Source organism: Roseateles sp. GW821-FHT02E12 (assembly GCF_059421665.1).
Window position 1 is genome coordinate 87,542 of the sequence record NZ_JBWKVK010000003.1, and the last position, 17,906, is coordinate 105,447.

At 67.4% G+C, this 17,906-nt stretch carries 14 protein-coding genes; 7 read left to right on the top strand and 7 right to left on the bottom strand.

The genetic code is table 11. From position 1 onward, the window contains the following. Positions 1–37: 37 nt before the first annotated feature. Positions 38–1,396: a histidine-type phosphatase gene (locus AC07V5_RS18435; protein ID WP_495117163.1), complete on the top strand. Its 1,359-nt coding sequence runs from the start codon at positions 38–40 to the stop codon at positions 1,394–1,396. Here AC07V5_RS18435 and ugpQ read toward each other — a convergent pair. From ugpQ to ugpB, 5 genes are read right to left on the bottom strand one after another with little or no spacing between them, the layout of a single operon-like run. Further along, entirely contained in the window at positions 1,356–2,096 is a 741-nt protein-coding gene (gene ugpQ, locus AC07V5_RS18440) for a glycerophosphodiester phosphodiesterase (RefSeq protein WP_495117164.1), read from the bottom strand. The two genes, AC07V5_RS18435 and ugpQ, sit on opposite strands and share 41 nt — an antisense overlap. Then, positions 2,093–3,148 carry a sn-glycerol-3-phosphate import ATP-binding protein UgpC gene (locus AC07V5_RS18445; RefSeq protein WP_495117165.1) on the bottom strand — a complete coding sequence of 352 codons (1,056 nt, stop codon included), beginning with the start codon at positions 3,146–3,148 and terminating at the stop codon, positions 2,093–2,095. Before AC07V5_RS18445 ends, ugpQ begins: the two co-directional genes overlap by 4 nt. Then, a complete protein-coding gene (ugpE, locus tag AC07V5_RS18450) occupies positions 3,148–3,996 on the bottom strand; it encodes a sn-glycerol-3-phosphate ABC transporter permease UgpE (RefSeq protein ID WP_495117166.1) in 849 nt (282 codons plus the stop codon). Before ugpE ends, AC07V5_RS18445 begins: the two co-directional genes overlap by 1 nt. Next, entirely contained in the window at positions 3,996–4,883 is an 888-nt protein-coding gene (gene ugpA, locus AC07V5_RS18455) for a sn-glycerol-3-phosphate ABC transporter permease UgpA (protein WP_495117167.1), read from the bottom strand. Before ugpA ends, ugpE begins: the two co-directional genes overlap by 1 nt. 14 nt (positions 4,884–4,897) lie before the next feature. Next, positions 4,898–6,202: a sn-glycerol-3-phosphate ABC transporter substrate-binding protein UgpB gene (ugpB, locus tag AC07V5_RS18460; protein ID WP_495117168.1), complete on the bottom strand. Its 1,305-nt coding sequence runs from the start codon at positions 6,200–6,202 to the stop codon at positions 4,898–4,900. A gap of 238 nt (positions 6,203–6,440) precedes the next feature. Here ugpB and AC07V5_RS18465 point away from each other — a divergent pair, with 238 nt between their 5' ends. Then, positions 6,441–10,307, top strand: a complete 3,867-nt coding sequence (locus AC07V5_RS18465) for a DUF3683 domain-containing protein (RefSeq protein WP_495117169.1) — start codon at positions 6,441–6,443, stop codon at positions 10,305–10,307. A 5-nt stretch (positions 10,308–10,312) separates the two neighbouring features. Beyond that, on the top strand, positions 10,313–10,753 hold the full coding sequence (locus AC07V5_RS18470) for an HIT family protein (protein ID WP_495118008.1): 441 nt from the start codon (positions 10,313–10,315) through the stop codon (positions 10,751–10,753). Here the strand turns inward: AC07V5_RS18470 and AC07V5_RS18475 are convergent. After that, positions 10,726–11,223, bottom strand: a complete 498-nt coding sequence (locus AC07V5_RS18475) for a hypothetical protein (RefSeq protein WP_495117170.1) — start codon at positions 11,221–11,223, stop codon at positions 10,726–10,728. The two genes, AC07V5_RS18470 and AC07V5_RS18475, sit on opposite strands and share 28 nt — an antisense overlap. 449 nt (positions 11,224–11,672) lie before the next feature. On the opposite strand from AC07V5_RS18475, the gene AC07V5_RS18480 reads away from it, so the two are divergent. Continuing rightward, positions 11,673–13,493 carry a S8 family peptidase gene (locus AC07V5_RS18480; RefSeq protein ID WP_495117171.1) on the top strand — a complete coding sequence of 607 codons (1,821 nt, stop codon included), beginning with the start codon at positions 11,673–11,675 and terminating at the stop codon, positions 13,491–13,493. Between the two features lie 64 nt (positions 13,494–13,557). Here AC07V5_RS18480 and AC07V5_RS18485 read toward each other — a convergent pair whose 3' ends face one another. After that, a complete protein-coding gene (locus AC07V5_RS18485; RefSeq protein ID WP_495117172.1) occupies positions 13,558–15,588 on the bottom strand; it encodes a M13 family metallopeptidase in 2,031 nt (676 codons plus the stop codon). A 112-nt stretch (positions 15,589–15,700) separates the two neighbouring features. Here AC07V5_RS18485 and pstS point away from each other — a divergent pair, with 112 nt between their 5' ends. The 3 genes from pstS to ubiE are packed head-to-tail and all read left to right on the top strand — an operon-like array spanning position 15,701 to position 17,888. Next, positions 15,701–16,744: a phosphate ABC transporter substrate-binding protein PstS gene (gene pstS, locus AC07V5_RS18490; protein WP_495117173.1), complete on the top strand. Its 1,044-nt coding sequence runs from the start codon at positions 15,701–15,703 to the stop codon at positions 16,742–16,744. A gap of 14 nt (positions 16,745–16,758) precedes the next feature. After that, positions 16,759–17,151 (top strand): gamma-butyrobetaine hydroxylase family protein, encoded by a 393-nt coding sequence (locus AC07V5_RS18495; RefSeq protein WP_495117174.1) that lies wholly within the window; start codon positions 16,759–16,761, stop codon positions 17,149–17,151. A 5-nt stretch (positions 17,152–17,156) separates the two neighbouring features. Continuing rightward, positions 17,157–17,888: a bifunctional demethylmenaquinone methyltransferase/2-methoxy-6-polyprenyl-1,4-benzoquinol methylase UbiE gene (ubiE, locus tag AC07V5_RS18500; protein ID WP_495117175.1), complete on the top strand. Its 732-nt coding sequence runs from the start codon at positions 17,157–17,159 to the stop codon at positions 17,886–17,888. The last annotated feature ends 18 nt before the right edge of the window (positions 17,889–17,906 follow it).

The window sequence follows — 17,906 nt, forward strand, 5'->3', positions numbered from 1 at the left end:
GGCAATGCAGAAGAAAACCGCGCAGCCTAGAAAGCCAATGCGAATCGGCGATGACATCGGCCGGCTGTTGTTGTGGGTCGGCCCTGTGCTGGGTTGTCTGCTGGCTTGTCACACGGCTGAAGCAAGCGAGCACCTCGGCTCGAAGACGCCGTACGCGCCGCGCCAGGACGCCGCCCGCTACGAGGCCGCGCCGGCGGGCTACGTGCCCGTGGCCGTGCAACTCGTGGCCCGCCATGGCAGCCGCGGGCTGACCAAGGCGGGCAGCGACGAGGCGGCGCTCAAGCTGTGGCGGGAGGCTGAAGCCGGGGGCGCGTTGACGCCGCTTGGCAAACAGTTCGGCGCGGACCTGCAGAGGTTCATGGAGGCGCAGCAGCGCATCGGCTACGGCAATCTGAGCGCGCTGGGTGTCGTCGAGCACGAGCAACTGGCGCGGCGGCTCGCGGCGAGGCTACCGGTGTTCTTCGAGGGCGGGCCGGGCGTGGAGGTGCTGACTTCGGGCGTGGACCGCGCCGTGGACAGCTCGCGCAGCTTTGTCGAATCGCTGCAGCGCGCGGCGCCCAAGGCGCGCGTGCCGGCGAGTTGGGGCTCGGACCGCTTCCTGCTGTATTTCCACCGCCTCAGCGAATCGCGCGACACGGCGGACACGCCGGCCCGCCAAGCCACGTTGAAGCGCAGCCTTGTCTACCAGGCCTGGCTGCGCGGGCCCGAGTTGGCCGAGCAGCAACGACGCATCGACGCCGACCCGCGCCTGGCCGTTGCGGCTCAGCACCTGCTTGCCGGTCTGTACGGCGCCGAGTTCGCTGCGCGCCTGCCAAAGCCAATCGACGCCGCCCAGCATGTCATCGACCTGCGTGGCGCGGCGGCCGATCTGAAGCTGGAACTGGCGCGCGATTTCTCGGCCTACGTGCCGGCCTCAGCCGCGGCCGCGTTCGCCGAGCATGACGACGCCGAGGACTTCTATCGCAAGGGGCCGGGCCTCGTCGAAACCGGCCCGGCGGCCTACGACGTCGCCACGCAGCTGCTGGACGACATGCTGGATCGCCTTGCGACCGGCGAAGGCGCCGTGCTGCGCTTTGCCCACGCCGAGATCGTTGCACCGCTGGTATCCGCCATCGGCGTTGCCGGTGTGCATCAGCCGCTGCCCCGCGAGCGGCCCTATAGCTATGCCGCCAGCGCCTGGCGCACCGAGAACGTCATCCCGATGGCGGCCAATGTGCAGTGGGAGGTCTGGCGTGGCAAGGGTGGCGAGCGCCTGGTGCGCATGCTGCTGAACGAGGGCGAAGCCGACTTCAAGCCGGCCTGCGATGGCGCAAGGCTGCGGCCCGGCAGCCACTTCTATCGGGTAGGCGCGCTGGTCAGCTGCTACCGGGACCGAGGCGATCCACGGCGTCCGTGATGATCCCGTCGATGCCGTCGGCAATCAGCCGCTCGGCAATCGCCGCATCGTTGACCGTGTAGACCAGCGCCCGCCAACCCTTGGCGTGCAGGCGCTCGATGAGGGCGCGGTCCATCAGCCGGTAGTTGGTGATGACGGCGACGACGCCCAGCCCCTCGGCGGTTTCGAGCCAGCCGTCCCACAGCTTGTCGAGCAGCAGCGCTCGAGGCAAGGCAGGTTCGGCGTCGCGGGCGGCCGCGATGGCTTCGGGCTTGAAGCTGCTCAGCAGCGGCGGCAGGGCACCGGCCCAAAGCCGTGCCGCTTCGCGGGCGACGGCCGCGCCGGTGCGGGCCTCCTCGCCGGGGCAGGGCTTGATCTCGATGTTCAGTGCACAGCCATTGGCCTGGCAGAAGGCGGCGATCTGCTCGAAGCGCGGCAGGGGTTCGGCGGCGAAGGGCGGGCTGTGCCAGCTGCCGGCGTCGAGCTTTGTCAGCTCGGCCCAGTCCTGCCCGGCCGGCGAACCCTGGCCGCTGGTCGTGCGGTCCAGCGTGTCGTCGTGCAGCAGGAAGGCCTCGCCGTCCTGGCTGAGCTTGACGTCGCACTCGAACGCGCGGAAGCCAAAGCCTGCGCCCATGCGGAAGGCCGCCAGCGTGTTCTCCGGCGCCAGCTTGCCGGCGCCGCGATGGGCGAGCCACAGGGGGTAGAGCCAGGGCGTGTTCACAGCCGCTTCCCGGTCTTGGCGTCGAAGCGGTGCAGGTACTCGGGGCTGAAGGCCAGATGCAGCCAGTCGCCGGGCTGGGGCGACGGCAGCGTGGCGTCCAGGCGCAGCGTGAAGGGGGTGGCGCTGCCCAGCTTGCCGTAGACCAGGCGCTCGGCGCCCAGCATCTCGATCATCTCCACGCGCAGCGGCCAGCCCCGGTCGGCCAGTTGCGCATGCTCGGGGCGCAGGCCCAGTGTGAGGTCGCCTTCAACACCCGGCGGTACGTCCAACGCCGCGCCGTCGATGTGGAACTGCCCGCCGTGCTGGCGGCCCGGCAGCAGGTTCATGGCGGGAGAGCCGATGAAGCTGGCGACGAAGGTGGACGCCGGCTTGCCGTAGACCTCTTCGGGCGTGCCCATCTGCTCGATGCGGCCGCCGTTCATGACGATGATGCGCTGGGCCAGCGTCATGGCCTCGACCTGGTCGTGCGTGACGAAGAGGGAGGTGACGCCCAGCTCGCGGTGCAGCTTCTGGATCTCCAGCCGGGTCTGCACGCGCAGCTTGGCGTCGAGGTTGGACAGCGGCTCGTCGAACAGGAAGACCTGCGGGTCGCGCACGATGGCGCGGCCCATGGCGACGCGCTGGCGCTGTCCGCCTGACAGTTCGCGCGGCTTGCGGGCAAGCAGTTGGCCCAGCTCAAGGATCTTGGCGGCACGCTGCACGCGCTCGTCGATCTGCGCCTGGGGCATCTTGCGCAGCTTGAGGCCGTAGGCCATGTTCTCGCCCACGCTCATGTGCGGGTAGAGGGCGTAGTTCTGGAACACCATGGCGATGTCGCGGTCCGCCGGTTCGACGTCGTTGACGACGCGCGAGCCGATGGCGATCTCGCCCTCGCTGACTTCTTCCAGTCCGGCCACCATGCGCAGCAGCGTGGACTTGCCGCAGCCCGAGGGGCCAACGATGACGACGAACTCGCCATCCTTGACCTCGGCGTCGACGCCATGAATCACCTGCACGGCTTTCGCGCCGTGGCCGTAGCGTTTGAAGAGCTTTCGGATCGAGATGGCAGCCATTATTTTTCGGTGTCCACGAGACCTTTGACGAACCAGCGCTGCATCAGGATCACCACCAGCGCGGGCGGGATCATGGCGAGCAGCGCGGTGGCCATGACGAGGTTCCAGTCATTGGCGGCCTCGCCGCCGCTGATCATGCGTTTGATGCCGATGACGACGGGATACATGGATTCGTCGGTGGTGACCAGCAGCGGCCAGAGGTACTGGTTCCAGCCGTAGATGAACTGGATGACGAACAGGGCGGCGATGCTTGTGGTGGACAGCGGCAGCAGCACGTCCTTGAAGAAGCGCAGCGGCGAGGCGCCGTCGATGCGCGAGGCTTCCACCAACTCATCCGGCACCGTCAGGAAGAACTGGCGGAACAAGAAGGTGGCCGTGGCGGACGCGATCAGCGGCACGGTCAGGCCGGCATAGCTGTTGAGCATGTGCAGGTCGGCCACCACCTGGTAGGTGGGCCCGATGCGTACCTCCACCGGCAGCATCAGCGTCACGAAGATAGCCCAGAAGAACAGCTGCCGCAGCGGGAAGCGGAAGTAGACGATGGCAAAGGCCGACAGCAGCGAGATGGCGATCTTGCCGACGGCGATCACCATGGCCGTCACGAAGCTCACCCACATCATGCGGGCCACCGGCGCGCTGGAGCCAGAGGCCGTGCCGCCGCCCAGCGCCGTGGCCATGTTGTCGAGCAGATGGCTGCCCGGCAGCAGCGGCATGGGCGCGTGGATGATGGCCTCGGCCGTGTGCGTGGCGGCGACGAAGGTGATGTAGAGCGGAAAGGCCACCACCGCCACGCCGACAGCCAGGATGGCGTGGGCCAGCCAGTCCAGCCAGGGCTTTCTCTCGACCATCAGTACTGCACCTTTTTCTCGACGAAGCGGAACTGCAGCACCGTCAGGCTGACCACGATCACCATCAGCACCACGCTCTGCGCCGCCGAGCCGCCCAGGTCCAGGGCCTTGAAACCGTCGTGATAGACCTTGTAGACCAGGATGGCCGTCTCCTTGCCCGGGCCGCCTTGCGTGGCGGCGTCGACGATGCCGAAGGTGTCGAAGAAGGCGTAGACGATGTTGATGACCAGCAGGAAGAAGCTGGTGGGCGACAGCAGCGGGAAGGTCACGTCCCAGAAGCGCCGCCAGGGGCTGGCGCCGTCGATGGCTGCGGCTTCGATGAGGGAGCGCGGGATGGACTGCAGCCCGGCCAGGAAGAACAGGAAGTTGTAGGAGATCTGCTTCCACACCGCGGCCATGACGATGAGCGTCATGGCGTGATCGGAGTTGAGCAGGTGGTTCCAGTCGTAGCCCAGTGCGCGCAACCCATAGGCCACGATGCCAATGGACGGCGCGAACATGAAGAGCCACAAGATGCCGGCGATGGCCGGTGCCACGGCATAGGGCCAGATCAGCAGCGTCTTGTAGATGCCGGCGCCGCGCACCACGCGGTTGGCCATGACGGCCAGCAGCAGTGAGATCGACAGACCCAGGATCGCCACCAGCAAGGAGAAAACCGCCGTGGTCTTGAACGAGCCCAGATAGCTCGCATCAGCCCAGAGCGCCTTGAAGTTGTCCAGGCCGACCCATTCGGTCGACAGGCCGAAGGCGTCCTGCTGCTGCAGCGACTGCAGCAGCGCCTGCGCCGCCGGCCAGAAGAAGAACACGCCGATGACCACGGCCTGCGGCGCCAGCAGCAGCCAGGGCAGCCAGCGGGAGCGGAAGACGACGCGCTTCTCTTGCGCCATGTCAGGTCAGCGCCTCAGAGCTTTGCCGTACGAGCGAACTTTTCGAGCTGCTCGTTGCCGCGCTGGATGGCGGCATCGATGCCTTCCTTGGCGGTCTTCTTGCCGGCCCAGATCAGCTCGAACTCTTCGTCCACGATGGTGCGGATCTGCGGGTGGTTGCCCAGTCGCACGCCCCGCGACTTGTCGGTGGTCTTGCGGATCATCTGGTTGACGGCCACGTCGCTGCCCGGGTTGGCCTTGTAGAAGCCGCCGGCCTCGGTGGTGATGAAGGCCGCCTTGGTGGCCGGCAGGTAGCCGGTGCGCTTGTGGCTTTCCGACGCGACATCGGCCCGCGCCAGGTACTCGAAGAACTTGGCCACGCCCTTGTACTCGGCCGGCTTCTTGCCCGCCATCGCCCACAGGCTCGCGCCGCCGATGACGGTGTTCTGCGGCGCGCCGGGCACGTCGGGGTAGTAGGGCAGGGCGGTGATGCCGAAAGCGAACTTGGCACTCTTCTTGACGTCGCCATAGATGCTCGACGATGCCGTGGTCATCGCGCATTCACCTGAGATGAAGGTGGCGTCCGGCGAATTGCCGCGGCCCTTGTAGACGAACAGGCCCTGCTTGGACATGTTGGCCAGGTTCTCGATGTGACGCAGGTGCAGGGGCGTGTTGAAGGCCAGGCGTGCATCCAGGCCACCGAAGCCGTTGTTCTTGGTGGCGAACTCGACGTTGTGCCAGGCCGAGAAGCTCTCCAGCTGCGTCCAGCTCATCCAGGACGTGGTGAGGGGGCATTTGCTGCCATTGGCCTTGAGCTTGGCGGCGGCCGAAGCCACTTCGGGCCAGCTGGTGGGCGGCTTGTCGACGCCGGCGGCCTTCAGCGCGTCCTTGTTGTAGAAGAAGACCGTGGTCGAGCTGTTGAAGGGGAAGCTCAGCATCTGGCCGTTGGGCGCGGTGTAGTAGCTGGCCACCGCGGGCACGTAGGCGCCGGGCTCGAAGGGAATGCCCGACTCCTTCATGATGTCCGCCACGGGCTTGATGGCGGCCTTGCTGGCCATCATGGTGGCCGTGCCGACCTCGAACACCTGCAGGATGTGGGGCGCCTGGCCGGCCCGGAAGGCGGCAATGGCCGCGGGCATGGATTCTTCGTAGGTGCCCTTGAAGGTGGGGATGACCTTGTAGTCCTTCTGGCTGGCGTTGAAGTCCTTGGCCAGGTCGTTGATCCATTCGCCCCGCGCCCCGCCCATGGCATGCCACCACTGGATCTCGACCTGGGCCTGGGCTGAGGTGGCCAGGGCCAACGTTGCTGTTAACGTCGCAAGAAGGGCGAACGGCTTCATCCAGTGTCTCCGTGCAGTGTTTTATTTGAAGGTCAGCATAGCGCCGCTTGATGAGCCACGAATGGCGGACAAACACGGTGGCCCCCTGGGGGCAAGACCCCTCGGTTAGCATTCCAGCCCCTGCCGCAAGGGGCTGTGGCCACAAGCCGGGCGTCCTTGCCCGCCATGCTGCCGACCCGAGCCGCAGCCCGTCCGATCCAGCCTGCCAAGGCCTCTTTTTCCGGTCACGCCGGTTGCCATGAACGCTCCGCATCCCTTGATGCCCACCGCTGATGCCTCGAATTCGGCGGACGAGAGCGCAGCCCCCCGGTTGCGCGAGATTCCCTACAACTACACGTCGTTCTCCGACCGCGAGATCGTCATCCGCCTGCTGGGCTCCCGGGCCTGGGAGCTGCTGGACCAGTTGCGGCTGGAGCGCCGCACGGGCCGGTCCGCGCGCATGTTGTACGAGGTGCTGGGCGACATCTGGGTGGTGCAGCGCAACCCCTACCTGCAGGACGACCTGCTGGACAACCCCAAGCGGCGCGGCCTGCTGATCGAAGCCCTGCACCACCGGCTGACCGAGGTGCAAAAGCGCCGCGACCCGGCCAGTGACCCGCAGCGCGACGCCGCCGTGGGCGAGCTGCTGGAGGCCGCCCGCCGCGCGGTGGCCGATTTCGCCAAGATGTTCGACAGTGTGGCGAGCCTGCGCAAGCGCGCCGCCAAGACCCTGGCCCGCCACACGGCCAAGGACAACATCAAGTTCGACGGCCTGTCGCGCGTGTCCCATGTGACGGACGCGACCGACTGGCGCGTGGAGTACCCCTTCGTCGTGCTGACGCCCGACACCGAGGCCGAGATGGCTGGCCTCGTGGGCGCCTGCTTCGAGCTGGGGCTGACCGTCATCCCGCGTGGCGGCGGCACGGGCTACACCGGCGGAGCCATTCCGCTGGTGTGGAACAGCGCCGTCATCAACACCGAAAAGCTCGAAGCGCTGCGTGGCGTGGAGATGCTGCAGCTGCCGGGCCTGGACCGCGAGGTGCCGACCATCTTCAGCGAAGCTGGTGTCGTCACGCAGCGCGTGGCGGACCTGGCCGAGGCGAACGGCTTCGTGTTCGCCGTGGATCCGACCAGCGCCGAGGCGAGCTGCATCGGCGGCAACGTGGCCATGAATGCCGGCGGCAAGAAGGCCGTGCTGTGGGGCACGGCGCTGGACAACCTCGCCAGCTGGAAGATGGTGACGCCCGAGGCCAAGTGGCTGGAGGTGATCCGCCTCAACCACAACCTCGGCAAGATCCACGACGCGGAGCTGGCGAGCTTCGAGCTCCGCTACTTCGACGCGTCGGGCACCAAGCTGGAGAAGACCGAGAGACTGGACATCCCCGGCCGCGTCTTCCGCAAGGAGGGTCTGGGCAAGGACGTGACGGACAAGTTCCTCGCCGGCCTGCCGGGCATCCAGAAGGAAGGCTGCGACGGCCTCATCACGTCAGCGCGCTGGATCGTGCACAAGATGCCGGCCCACGTGCGCACGGTGTGCCTGGAGTTCTTCGGCAACCCCAAGGACTGCGTGCCCAGCATCGTCGACATCAAGGACTACATGTTCTCGATCGCCGACACGGGCGTGCTGCTGGCGGGCCTGGAGCATCTGGACGACCGCTACCTGAAGGCCGTGGGCTACGCCACCAAGAGCAAGCGCGGCGGCCTGCCCAAGATGGTGCTGGTGGGCGACATCGTCGGCGACGACGCCGATGCCGTGGCGCGCGCGGCGAGTGAAGTCGTGCGCTTGGCCAATGGCCGCTCGGGCGAGGGTTTCACCGCCGTCAGCGCCGACGCGCGCAAGAAGTTCTGGCTCGACCGCAAGCGCACCGCGGCCATCAGCAAGCACACGAACGCGTTCAAGGTGAACGAGGACGTGGTGATCCCGCTGCACCGCATGGGCGAGTACACGCTGGGCATCGAGCGCATCAACATCGAGCTGAGCCTGCGCAACAAGCTGGCGCTGGTGACGGCGCTGCAAGCCTTGTTCATGACGGGCAAGCTGCCGCTGGGCAAGAGCGACGACGCCGGCGAGATCCCGAGCGCGGAGTTGCTGGAAGACCGCGTGCAGCAGGCGCTGACGCTGCTGCGCGAAGTGGGCGAGCTGTGGCAGCAGTGGCTGGACGGACTGGACAGTGGCTTCTTCGAAGGCCTGCAGACGCACGAGCTGCGCGCTTCGTGGAAGACGCAGATCCTCAAGCCCCTGCAGGCCATCTTCAGCGGCGCGGCCTTCGAGCCGCTGCTGGCGGAGTGCAAGCGCATCCACAAGGAAGTGCTGCGTGGCCGCGTCTGGGTGGCCCTGCACATGCATGCCGGCGACGGCAATGTGCACACCAACATCCCCGTCAACAGCGACAACTACGAGATGCTGCAGACGGCCCACGCGGCCGTGGCGCGCATCATGACGCTGGCTCGTTCGCTGGACGGTGTCATCTCGGGCGAGCATGGCATCGGCATCACGAAGATCGAGTTCCTGACCGACGACGAACTCGCCAACTTCACGGCGTACAAGCGAAAAGTCGACCCCGAAGGCCGATTCAACAAGGGCAAGCTGCTCAAGGATGCGGCCCTGCCGGCCGACCTGCGCAATGCCTACACGCCGTCCTTCGGCCTGATGGGGCACGAGTCGCTGATCATGCAGCAGAGCGACATCGGCGAGATTGCCAACTCGATCAAGGACTGCCTGCGCTGCGGCAAGTGCAAGCCGGTCTGCGCCACGCATGTGCCGCGCGCCAACTTGCTCTACAGCCCGCGCAACAAGATCCTCGCCACCTCGCTGCTGGTCGAGGCCTTCCTGTATGAGGAGCAGACGCGCCGCGGCGTGTCGATCAAGCACTGGCAGGAGTTCGAGGATGTGGCCGACCACTGCACGGTCTGCCATAAATGCCTGTCGCCTTGCCCGGTCAAGATCGACTTCGGCGACGTGACGATGAACATGCGCAACCTGTTGCGCAAGATGGGCCAGAAGACCTGGCGCCCCGGCAACGCGGCGGCCATGTTCATGCTGAACGCGACCAACCCCGAGACCATCAAGCTGGCGCGCACGGCGATGGTGGGCATCGGCTTCAAGGCGCAGCGCCTGGCGGTCGACCTGTTCAAGCTCGCGGGGCGCAAGCAGACGAGTGCGCCGCGCGCCACCGTCGGCGCCGCGCCGATCAAGGAACAGGTCATCCACTTCATCAACAAGAAGTTGCCGGGTGGCCTGCCCAAGAAGACGGCGCGCGCGCTGCTGGACATCGAGGACAAGGACTACGTGCCCATCATTCGCCCGCCGTCGATGGCGAGCGAGACCGAGGCCGTGTTCTATTTCCCCGGCTGCGGCTCGGAGCGCCTGTTCAGCCAGGTGGGCCTGGCCACGCAGGCCATGCTCTGGCATGCCGGCGTGCAGACGGTGCTGCCGCCCGGCTACCTCTGCTGCGGCTACCCACAGCGCGGCTCGGGCCAGTTCGACAAGGCCGAGAAGATGATCACCGACAACCGGGTGCTCTTCCACCGCGTCGCCAACACGCTGAACTACCTGGACATCAAGACCGTGGTGGTCAGTTGCGGGACCTGCTACGACCAGCTGCAGGGCTACAAGTTCGAGGACATCTTCCCGGGCTGCCGAATCATCGACATTCACGAGTACCTGCTGGAGAAGGGCATCACGCTCGGCTCCAAGACCAGCTACCTGTATCACGACCCCTGCCATTCGCCGATGAAGCTGCAGGAGCCGATGAAGACGGTGAAGGCGCTGGTGGGCGAGAACGTCATCAAGAACGAGCGCTGCTGCGGCGAGAGCGGCACGTTGGGCGTGACACGCCCCGACATCTCGACGCAGGTGCGCTTCCGCAAGGAAGAAGAGCTGCGCAAGACCGAGACGCAATTGCGCGAAAGCGGCAAGGTCGGCCCGGACGAGAACCTGAAGATCCTGACGTCCTGCCCCAGCTGCCTGCAAGGCCTCACGCGCTATGGCGACGACCTGCAGAACGGATTGCTGGAGGCGGACTACATCGTCGTGGAGATGGCGCGCCAGATCCTCGGCCCGAACTGGATGCCGGAGTACGTGGCGAAGGCCAACAACGGCGGCATCGAGCGGGTGCTGGTTTGAGCGGTGTGCTGTGTCCGCTGTGTGCCGGCGACGGCGGCCTTGTCGTCGCGCGCACGCCGAAGTTCCGCGTCGTGCGCGTTGTCGAAGGTGATGAGGCGCGGCGGTTCCCGGCCTTCTATCGCCTCATCTGGGCCGAGCATGTCGCCGAGTTCAGCGACCTCTCGGTCACCGATCGTCACGCCTGCATGGACGCTGTCACCGAGATCGAGCGCGTTCTAAGGTCTTTGCTGGCGCCGACCAAGGTCAACATCGCCAGCCTGGGCAATGTCGTGCCGCATCTGCACTGGCATGTCATCGCGCGCTTCGACTGGGACAGCCATTTCCCGGCGCCCGTCTGGGCCGCCGCGCAGCGTGAGCTGACGACCGAAGCAGCAGCCCGATTGCTGCTGCCGCTTCAGCGTGTCGACGAAGCCGTGGCTCAGTCGTTGAGCAGCGCAAGCCGGTAGCCCGCGCGCGTGGCACCGGCCATGCGTTGGCGGCGGTCATCGGGGTCGATGAAGTCGACGCGGAAGCGGTAGATCTGCGTGCCGGCAGCAACCTGCTGGCCGCATTGCAGGCTGTTCACGGCATTGCGCACGGAGCGCTCGACGCTGTTCGAGATGCCATCAGCGCGAACCGCGGTGATGTCGCCGCCGTCCATGACGATCTGCACCTTCACCTGGCCCACACGGCGCTCGCGCTCCCAGGTGGTTTGCAGTGCGTCCTGCAGTTGTGTGTCGATGGTGGCGCAGCCGGCGCGCAGGTCGTAGCGCACAGGCGCTTCGACGACTCGGCCGCTGACTTCGACGCGCTCCAGGTCGCCGGGCGCAGCCAGCGCAGGGCCTGCGGTCAGGATCAGCGTGGTGGCGCAAGCGATGCCCGCGAACAGGCTGTTGATCAGGGGTGTGCGCTGGGCAATCGAATTGCTGGTGGACATGACGAGCTCCTGTGGGGGTCGGGTTTCAGGCTGACAAGTGACGCGAATTGCGTCGACCTGTGTTCAGGCTAGGCGCCCGACTGAGCGGCCCCAAGCTGCAAGCGATGAGTTGCCGGTGGCATGCGACGACCCGCGGAAAACCGCGGCTGAATTGCAGGTGGGCCAAATCGCTTGTTGGAGGGTGTGCATGCCATTCGTCACGGGTGCTGTCATCCGTGATTCCCCGCTCGGGTTACTTCCGTCACTGCGGCCGGTGACAAGGCTGCCTTCGTGCCGCGGACACACTGCGCCCCGCTTCGGATTGCGCCAGGCCGGTGGTGGGACGTTGAAGTTGTTTGGGATGACGAGTCCAACCGGCAAGCTGAAAGAAACGGCGGCGCTTCGCGTGGAGATCCCATGGGCCGAGCCGGCACGCCGTCCGCCACGGCGACTTTCTGGAACTACCAAAAATGAGTTTTTCTTCTGCCAACAAGCGGACCCTGCTCGCACTGGCCTGCGGCCTGCTGATCGCAGGCGGGGCCCAGGCCGGCGTGTCGAACGCGCTGGTCGATAGCGGTCTTGTCAGCGTGGCGCCGCGTGCCGCCAGCACCGACCGCCTCATCGTCGGCTACCGCGATGCCTCCGAGGCCGATACCCAGGACGCCGGCGTGCTGCGCGCCCGCAGCATTGCTACCCCCACGATGGACGCCCGTCTGGGCGCCGTCAACTCGGCCCTCGCCGTGCGCGGCGCCAAGGCCCGCCTGCTGCGCCAGACCGGTACCGGTGCGCACGTGTTCAAGCTCGACAAGGCCTTGTCGAACAGCGACCTGCAGCGCCTGGCCAACGAGCTCAAGGCCTCCGACGCCAACATCGCCTACGCGGAACCCGACCGCAAGATGTACCCGCTGATGACGCCCAATGATTCGAGCTACAGCTCGCAGTGGGATCTCTACGAAACCACGGGCGGCATCCGCGCACCGGCGGCCTGGGACTTGGCCACGGGCTCGGGCATCGTCGTCGCCGTCATCGACACCGGCATCCGCCCGCACGCCGACCTGTCCGGCCAGACCGTGGCCGGCTACGACATGATCAACGACGCCACCGTCGCCAACGACGGCGGCACGCGCGACAGCGACCCGAGCGACCCCGGCGACTGGGTCGCCGCGAACGAGTGCGGCAGCGGTGAGGCGGCCAGCAACTCCAGCTGGCACGGCACGCACGTGGCCGGCACCATCGCCGCCAAGACCAACAACTCGTCGGGTGTCGCCGGCATCGCCTTCAACGCCAAGATCCAGCCGGTGCGCGTGCTCGGCAAATGCGGTGGCTACACCTCGGACATCGCCGACGGCATGATCTGGGCGTCGGGCGGCACGGTGTCGGGCCTGCCCGCCAACGCCACGCCGTCGCGCGTCATCAACATGTCCCTGGGTGGCGGCGGCGCTTGCGACACGACCTCGCAGAACGCGATAAACAGCGCCCGCTCGCGCGGCACGGTGGTGGTCGTCGCGGCCGGCAACGAGAACCAGAACGCCAGCAACTCCAACCCCGCCAACTGCTCCGGCGTCATCGCCGTCGCCGCGACCGACCGCAACGGTGCCCGCGCCTACTACTCGAACTACGGTTCGATCGTGACGCTGGCCGCCCCCGGGGGTGATGTGCGTTCGAGCAGCAGCAACGGCATCCTCAGCACGCTGAACGCCGGCACCAAGGCGCCCGGTGCCGACAGCTACGCCTACTACCAGGGCACGTCGATGGCGACACCCCACGTGGCCGGCGTCGTTGCGCTGATGCTGAGCGCCAAGCCGACGGCCACGCCGGACCAGGTCAAGGCGGCCCTGCAGAGCAGCGCGCGTGCCTTCCCCGGCACCTGCTCGCAATGCGGCTCGGGCATCCTGGACGCGGCAGCTGCGGTGGCGGCGATCAGCGGCACGGGTGGCCTGCCGACGGTCAACGAGACGGAGTCCAACGGCACGATTGCCACGGCCAACACCGTGTCGGCACCGGCCAACGTGGCCGGCACCGTCAGCTCGACCAGCGACACCGACTACTTCAAGGTGACGTTGCCAGCCGGCAAGACGCTGACCGCAACGCTGACGGCGGCCAGCAGCAGCAACGACTTCGACCTCTACGTGAAGAACAGCTCGGGCTCGACGCTGGCCAGCAGCGAGAAGGCGGCCGGCCAGGCGGACAGCACGACCTACGCCAACGGCGGGTCCAGCGCGGTCACGTTGTATGTGCAGGTGCTGCGCTACAGCGGTACCGGCGCCTACACGCTGAAGCTGCAGTGGTAAGCGGTTGACCGCTGCGCCATGACAAACGGGGCCCTCGGGCCCCGTTTTTTCGTCCTGCGTTGGCTTACCAGACCATCAGCGGGTCCGCGGCCACCATCGCGCTGCCCGCCTTGCACGAGAAGGCCTGCGCGAAATAGGGCGTGTTGCTCATCGGCGTCAGCACGCGGTACTTGGCCGGTGAGTGGCTGTCCGTGCGGATCTGGTTGATCAGGAACTCCATGCGCACCTTGTTGCGCCACACCAATGCATTGCTGAGGAAGAAGCGCTGCGCCGGCGTGTAGCCGTCGATCTTCTTGTCGGCGCCGCCACTGCGCTTGAGCGCGCGCTGCAGGCCCTCGTAGGCGATGGGCAGGCCCGACACGTCGGAGATGTTCTCGCCCAGCGTCAGGCGGCCGTTGATGTTGTAGCCGGGCAGCGGCGAGATCGCGCCGTAACGCTCGGCCACCTTGTCGGCGCGGGCCTTGTAGCCTGCGGCGTCCGCGGGCGTCCACCAATCGGTCAACGAGCCACCGGCGTCGAAGTTGCGGCCGCTGTCGTCGAAGTGGTGGGTGATCTCATGGCCGATGACCATGCCGATGCCGCCGTAGTTGCTGGCGTCGTCGGCCGATGCCGAGAAGAAGGGCGGCTGCAGGATGCCGGCCGGGAAGATGATCTGGTTCAGCCCACCCGCGAAGGCGTTGACGATGTGCGGGCTGGTGCGCCAACGGCCGCGCTCCACCGGCGCGTCCAGGTCCTTCATCTGGCGGTCGCTGTTCCACAGCGCCACCTTCAGCCAGTTGCCGGCGTAGTCGGTGCTGCTCAGCTGCAGGCCCTCGTACTGCGGCCACTTCTCGGGCGCACCGATCATGGGCTGCATCTTGGCCAGCTTCTCCAGCGCCTTGGCCTTCGTCGGGGGCGTCATCCACTCCAGCTTCTCGATGCGCTCCTTCATGGCCGCGCGCACGTCCTCCACCAGCAGCAGCGAGCGCTTCTGCGCCTCGGGCGAGAAGGCGCGGGCGACAAAGAGTTCACCCAGCGCCAGCGCAACCGGCTCGCCGCCGGTGCGGCCGCCGATCTGCACGATGACGTCTTCGGTGCGCGGCGCGGGCGCCTGCAGGCCGGTGATGGCCTTGCCGCGGTACTCGAACGAGGCCATCGCAAAGGCTTTGGGCAAGCGCGGAGCGGCGGCGTCCAGCACGCGCATGGCCAGGTAGCTGCGCCACACCTCCAGCGGCGTCTCGGCGGCCAGCTTGGCCACGCGCGTGGCGAACTCCGGTTGGGCGACGATCAAGCGCTGCGGCAGCTTGGCGCCGGCCGTCAGCACGGCCAGGTAGGCGGGCCAGTCCAGCCCCGGCGCAGCGGCCGCCAGCTCGGCTGGGCTCATCGGGTTGTAGTTGGCATTGGGGTCGCGCAGCTTGGCGCGTTCGCGCGAGGCGTCGGCCAGCTGGGTCTCGAAGGCCATCAGCGCATCCAGTTCGGCGTCGCCCGCCGGGCGGCCCGAAGCTGTCAGCACCGCCTTGGCGAACGTGCGATAAGCCGTGCTCAGCGTGCGCGTGCGCTCGTCGCTGCGGAAGTAGTCGTCGCGGTCCGGCAGGCCCAGGCCCGACTGGCCCAGACCCAGCACGTTGCGCCTTGTGTCCTTGCGGTCCGGCTGAACGCCGTAGCCCAGCGGTGCGGCCACGCCGCTGCGCGCCAGCAGGGCGAGCAGGGCGGGCAGGTCCTCGCGGCGCTGCAGGGCGTCGATGCGGTTCAGCAGCGGCGTGATCGACGTGAGGCCGCGGGCCTCGATGGCAGCCTCGTCCATGCCGGCGGCGTAGTAGCTGGCAATGAGCTTCAGCCCGGGCGTGTTTTGCAGCGCCGGCTGGTCGGCCAGCTCCCGGAGTGCCTTGTTCAGCAATTCGTCATTGGCCTGGCGCAGCTGTTCGAAGCTGCCGATGCGGGCGCGGCTGGCGGGCAGCTCGGTTGCGTTCTCCCAGTTGGCGTTGACGAAGCTGTAGAAGTCGTCGCAGGGTTGGACGTCCTTGGACAGGCCGTTCAGGTCGAGGGCCTGGGTGGTCGCAGCCAGGCTGAGCAGGGTCGCTGCGGCAGCCAGGCGATGGCGGGCAAAACGGGGCATGGCGGAGGGGGTATTGAGCCGTGGGAACGGGAGATTAGATGCCCCACCCGACCATCTCGCCGGAAGACACAGGGCATGATTGCGGGTTTTCACCAAGACCTCCGTCCCTGGCATGTCCGTTCTTCCGCGCCTGACCCTGGCCCTTTGCTCGTCCCTGTTGTTGACCGCCGCCGCCCTGGCCGAACCCGTGCAAGGGCAGGGCGCCACCTTTCCGTCCAAGGTCTACGACACCTGGGCACGCGCCTTCCAGAAGGCGGGTGGTGGCACCGTTGGCTACAAGGGCACGGGCTCGGGCGATGGCATCAAGCAGGCCACGGCCCGAAAAGTCGACTTCGGCGGCACCGACGCGCCGCTGCCGCCGGCCGAACTGGCCAAGCAGCATCTGGTGCAGATCCCGATGCTGGTCGGTGGCGTCGTGCCGGTCGTCAACCTGCCGGGCGGCGGCGCCCTGCAGCTCGACGGCGAACTGCTCGCCGAAATCTTCCTGGGCCGGGTCAAGCTCTGGAGCGATGCCCGCATCGCCGCGCTCAATCCTGGTGTCGCCCTGCCGGGTTTGCCGATCAAGCGCGTCGTGCGTGCCGAGAAGTCCGGCACCAGCGACGGCTTCAGCCGCTACCTGGCCGGGGCGTCGAGCACCTTCAAGAGTGAAGTCGGCGCCAGCCAGGCGCCGGCATGGCCGGGCGAGCCGCTGAAGGCCGAAGGCAACGACGGCATGGTGCAGACGCTGCGCGCCACGCCGGGCGCCATCGCCTACGTGTCCTACGACCGCGTGCTGCGCGACAAGCTGGCGGCCGTGAAGCTGCGCAATGCGGCCGGCCGCTTCGTCGCGCCCTCCGAGCGAGGCTTCAGCGCGGCCGTGCTGGAGAGCGACATGCACCGCCAGGGCGACGACCTGGCAACCCTGCTGGACCGTCCGGGCGTCGAGGCCTGGCCGATCACTCTGACCAGCTTCGTGCTGGTGGATGCCGAACCCGCCACCGCCACCAAGGCCCAGGGCGCGCTGAAGTTCCTCTACTGGTGCTTCATGCATGGTGACGACCTGACCCGCGGCTCGGGCTTTGCGCCGCTGCCCATCAGCGTGCAGTCCCGCCTGGCGGTGCGCTTTACCCAGGTGCGCCCCAAGGATGGCCAGTTGCCTGCCTACCAATCGTTCTGAGCGAAACTCAGCGGATGCCCGCTCCCACCGAGATCACCGTCCACCAGCAGTCCCGCGTGCTGGAGATCGCCTTCGACGACGGCGCGCATTTTCGCATCCCGTTCGAGCTGATGCGCGTCTACAGCCCGTCGGCCGAGGTCATGGGCCACGGCCCGGGCCAGGAGACGCTGCAGACCGGCAAGCGCGACGTCCTCATCACCGGGCTGGAACCGGTCGGCCATTACGCCGTGCGGCCCGAGTTCTCGGACGGCCACGCCAGCGGCCTGTTCGCCTGGGACTATCTTTACAAGCTCGGCAGCCAGGAGGCCGCGCTGTGGGCCGACTACGAGGCTCGCCTCGCCGCGGCCGGCAAGAGCCGCGACGACGCCATGCCCGTCAAGGGCGGCGGCAGCTGCCACACCCACTGAATCCCATGAGTCAAACGCATTTCGGTTTCAGCACCGTCGACGAGAACGAGAAGGCCACCAAGGTCCGCGGCGTCTTCGACTCGGTCGCGTCCAAGTACGACCTGATGAACGACGTGATGTCGGCCGGCCTGCACCGGGCCTGGAAGGCCTACACCGTGCAGGTCGCCAACCTCAAGCCCGGCGAGCGGGCGCTGGACATCGCCGGCGGCACCGGTGACCTGTCGCGCGCCTTCGCCCGCAAGGTGGGCGAGACCGGGCTGGTCGTGCACACCGACATCAACGAGGCCATGCTGCGTCAGGGCCGCGACCGCCTGCTGGACGAAGGCCTGATCCTGCCCACCAGCCTGGCCGACGCCGAGAAGCTGCCCTTCAAGAGCGAGAGCTTCGACCTCGTCAGCGTCGCCTTCGGCCTGCGCAACATGACGCACAAGGACCTGGCCCTGGCCGAGATGTGCCGCGTGCTCAAGCCGGGTGGCCGGCTGCTCGTGCTGGAGTTTTCCCGCATCGCCGAGCCGCTGCGCAAACCCTACGACTGGTACTCCTTCAACATCCTGCCCAAGCTCGGCTCGCTGTTCGCGGGCGACGCCGACAGCTACCGCTACCTGGCCGAGTCCATCCGCATGCACCCCGACCAGGCCACGCTCAAGGCCATGATGAAGACGGCCGGCTTCGGCCATGTGGACGTGCACAACCTCAGCGCCGGCCTCGTCGCTCTGCACGCCGGCATCAAGTGCTAACGCCTGCTGGCTGGCTGC

Coding starts and splice junctions, on each gene's coding strand:
- ugpB (WP_495117168.1), bottom strand. CDS start 6,202: ATGAAGCCGTTCGCCCTTCTTGCGACGTTAACAGCAACGTTGGCCCTG.
- AC07V5_RS18480 (WP_495117171.1), top strand. CDS start 11,673: ATGAGTTTTTCTTCTGCCAACAAGCGGACCCTGCTCGCACTGGCCTGC.
- AC07V5_RS18445 (WP_495117165.1), bottom strand. CDS start 3,148: ATGGCTGCCATCTCGATCCGAAAGCTCTTCAAACGCTACGGCCACGGC.
- ugpE (WP_495117166.1), bottom strand. CDS start 3,996: ATGGTCGAGAGAAAGCCCTGGCTGGACTGGCTGGCCCACGCCATCCTG.
- pstS (WP_495117173.1), top strand. CDS start 15,701: ATGTCCGTTCTTCCGCGCCTGACCCTGGCCCTTTGCTCGTCCCTGTTG.
- AC07V5_RS18485 (WP_495117172.1), bottom strand. CDS start 15,588: ATGCCCCGTTTTGCCCGCCATCGCCTGGCTGCCGCAGCGACCCTGCTC.
- AC07V5_RS18495 (WP_495117174.1), top strand. CDS start 16,759: ATGCCCGCTCCCACCGAGATCACCGTCCACCAGCAGTCCCGCGTGCTG.
- ugpA (WP_495117167.1), bottom strand. CDS start 4,883: ATGGCGCAAGAGAAGCGCGTCGTCTTCCGCTCCCGCTGGCTGCCCTGG.
- AC07V5_RS18475 (WP_495117170.1), bottom strand. CDS start 11,223: ATGTCCACCAGCAATTCGATTGCCCAGCGCACACCCCTGATCAACAGC.
- AC07V5_RS18435 (WP_495117163.1), top strand. CDS start 38: ATGCGAATCGGCGATGACATCGGCCGGCTGTTGTTGTGGGTCGGCCCT.
- ubiE (WP_495117175.1), top strand. CDS start 17,157: ATGAGTCAAACGCATTTCGGTTTCAGCACCGTCGACGAGAACGAGAAG.
- AC07V5_RS18465 (WP_495117169.1), top strand. CDS start 6,441: ATGAACGCTCCGCATCCCTTGATGCCCACCGCTGATGCCTCGAATTCG.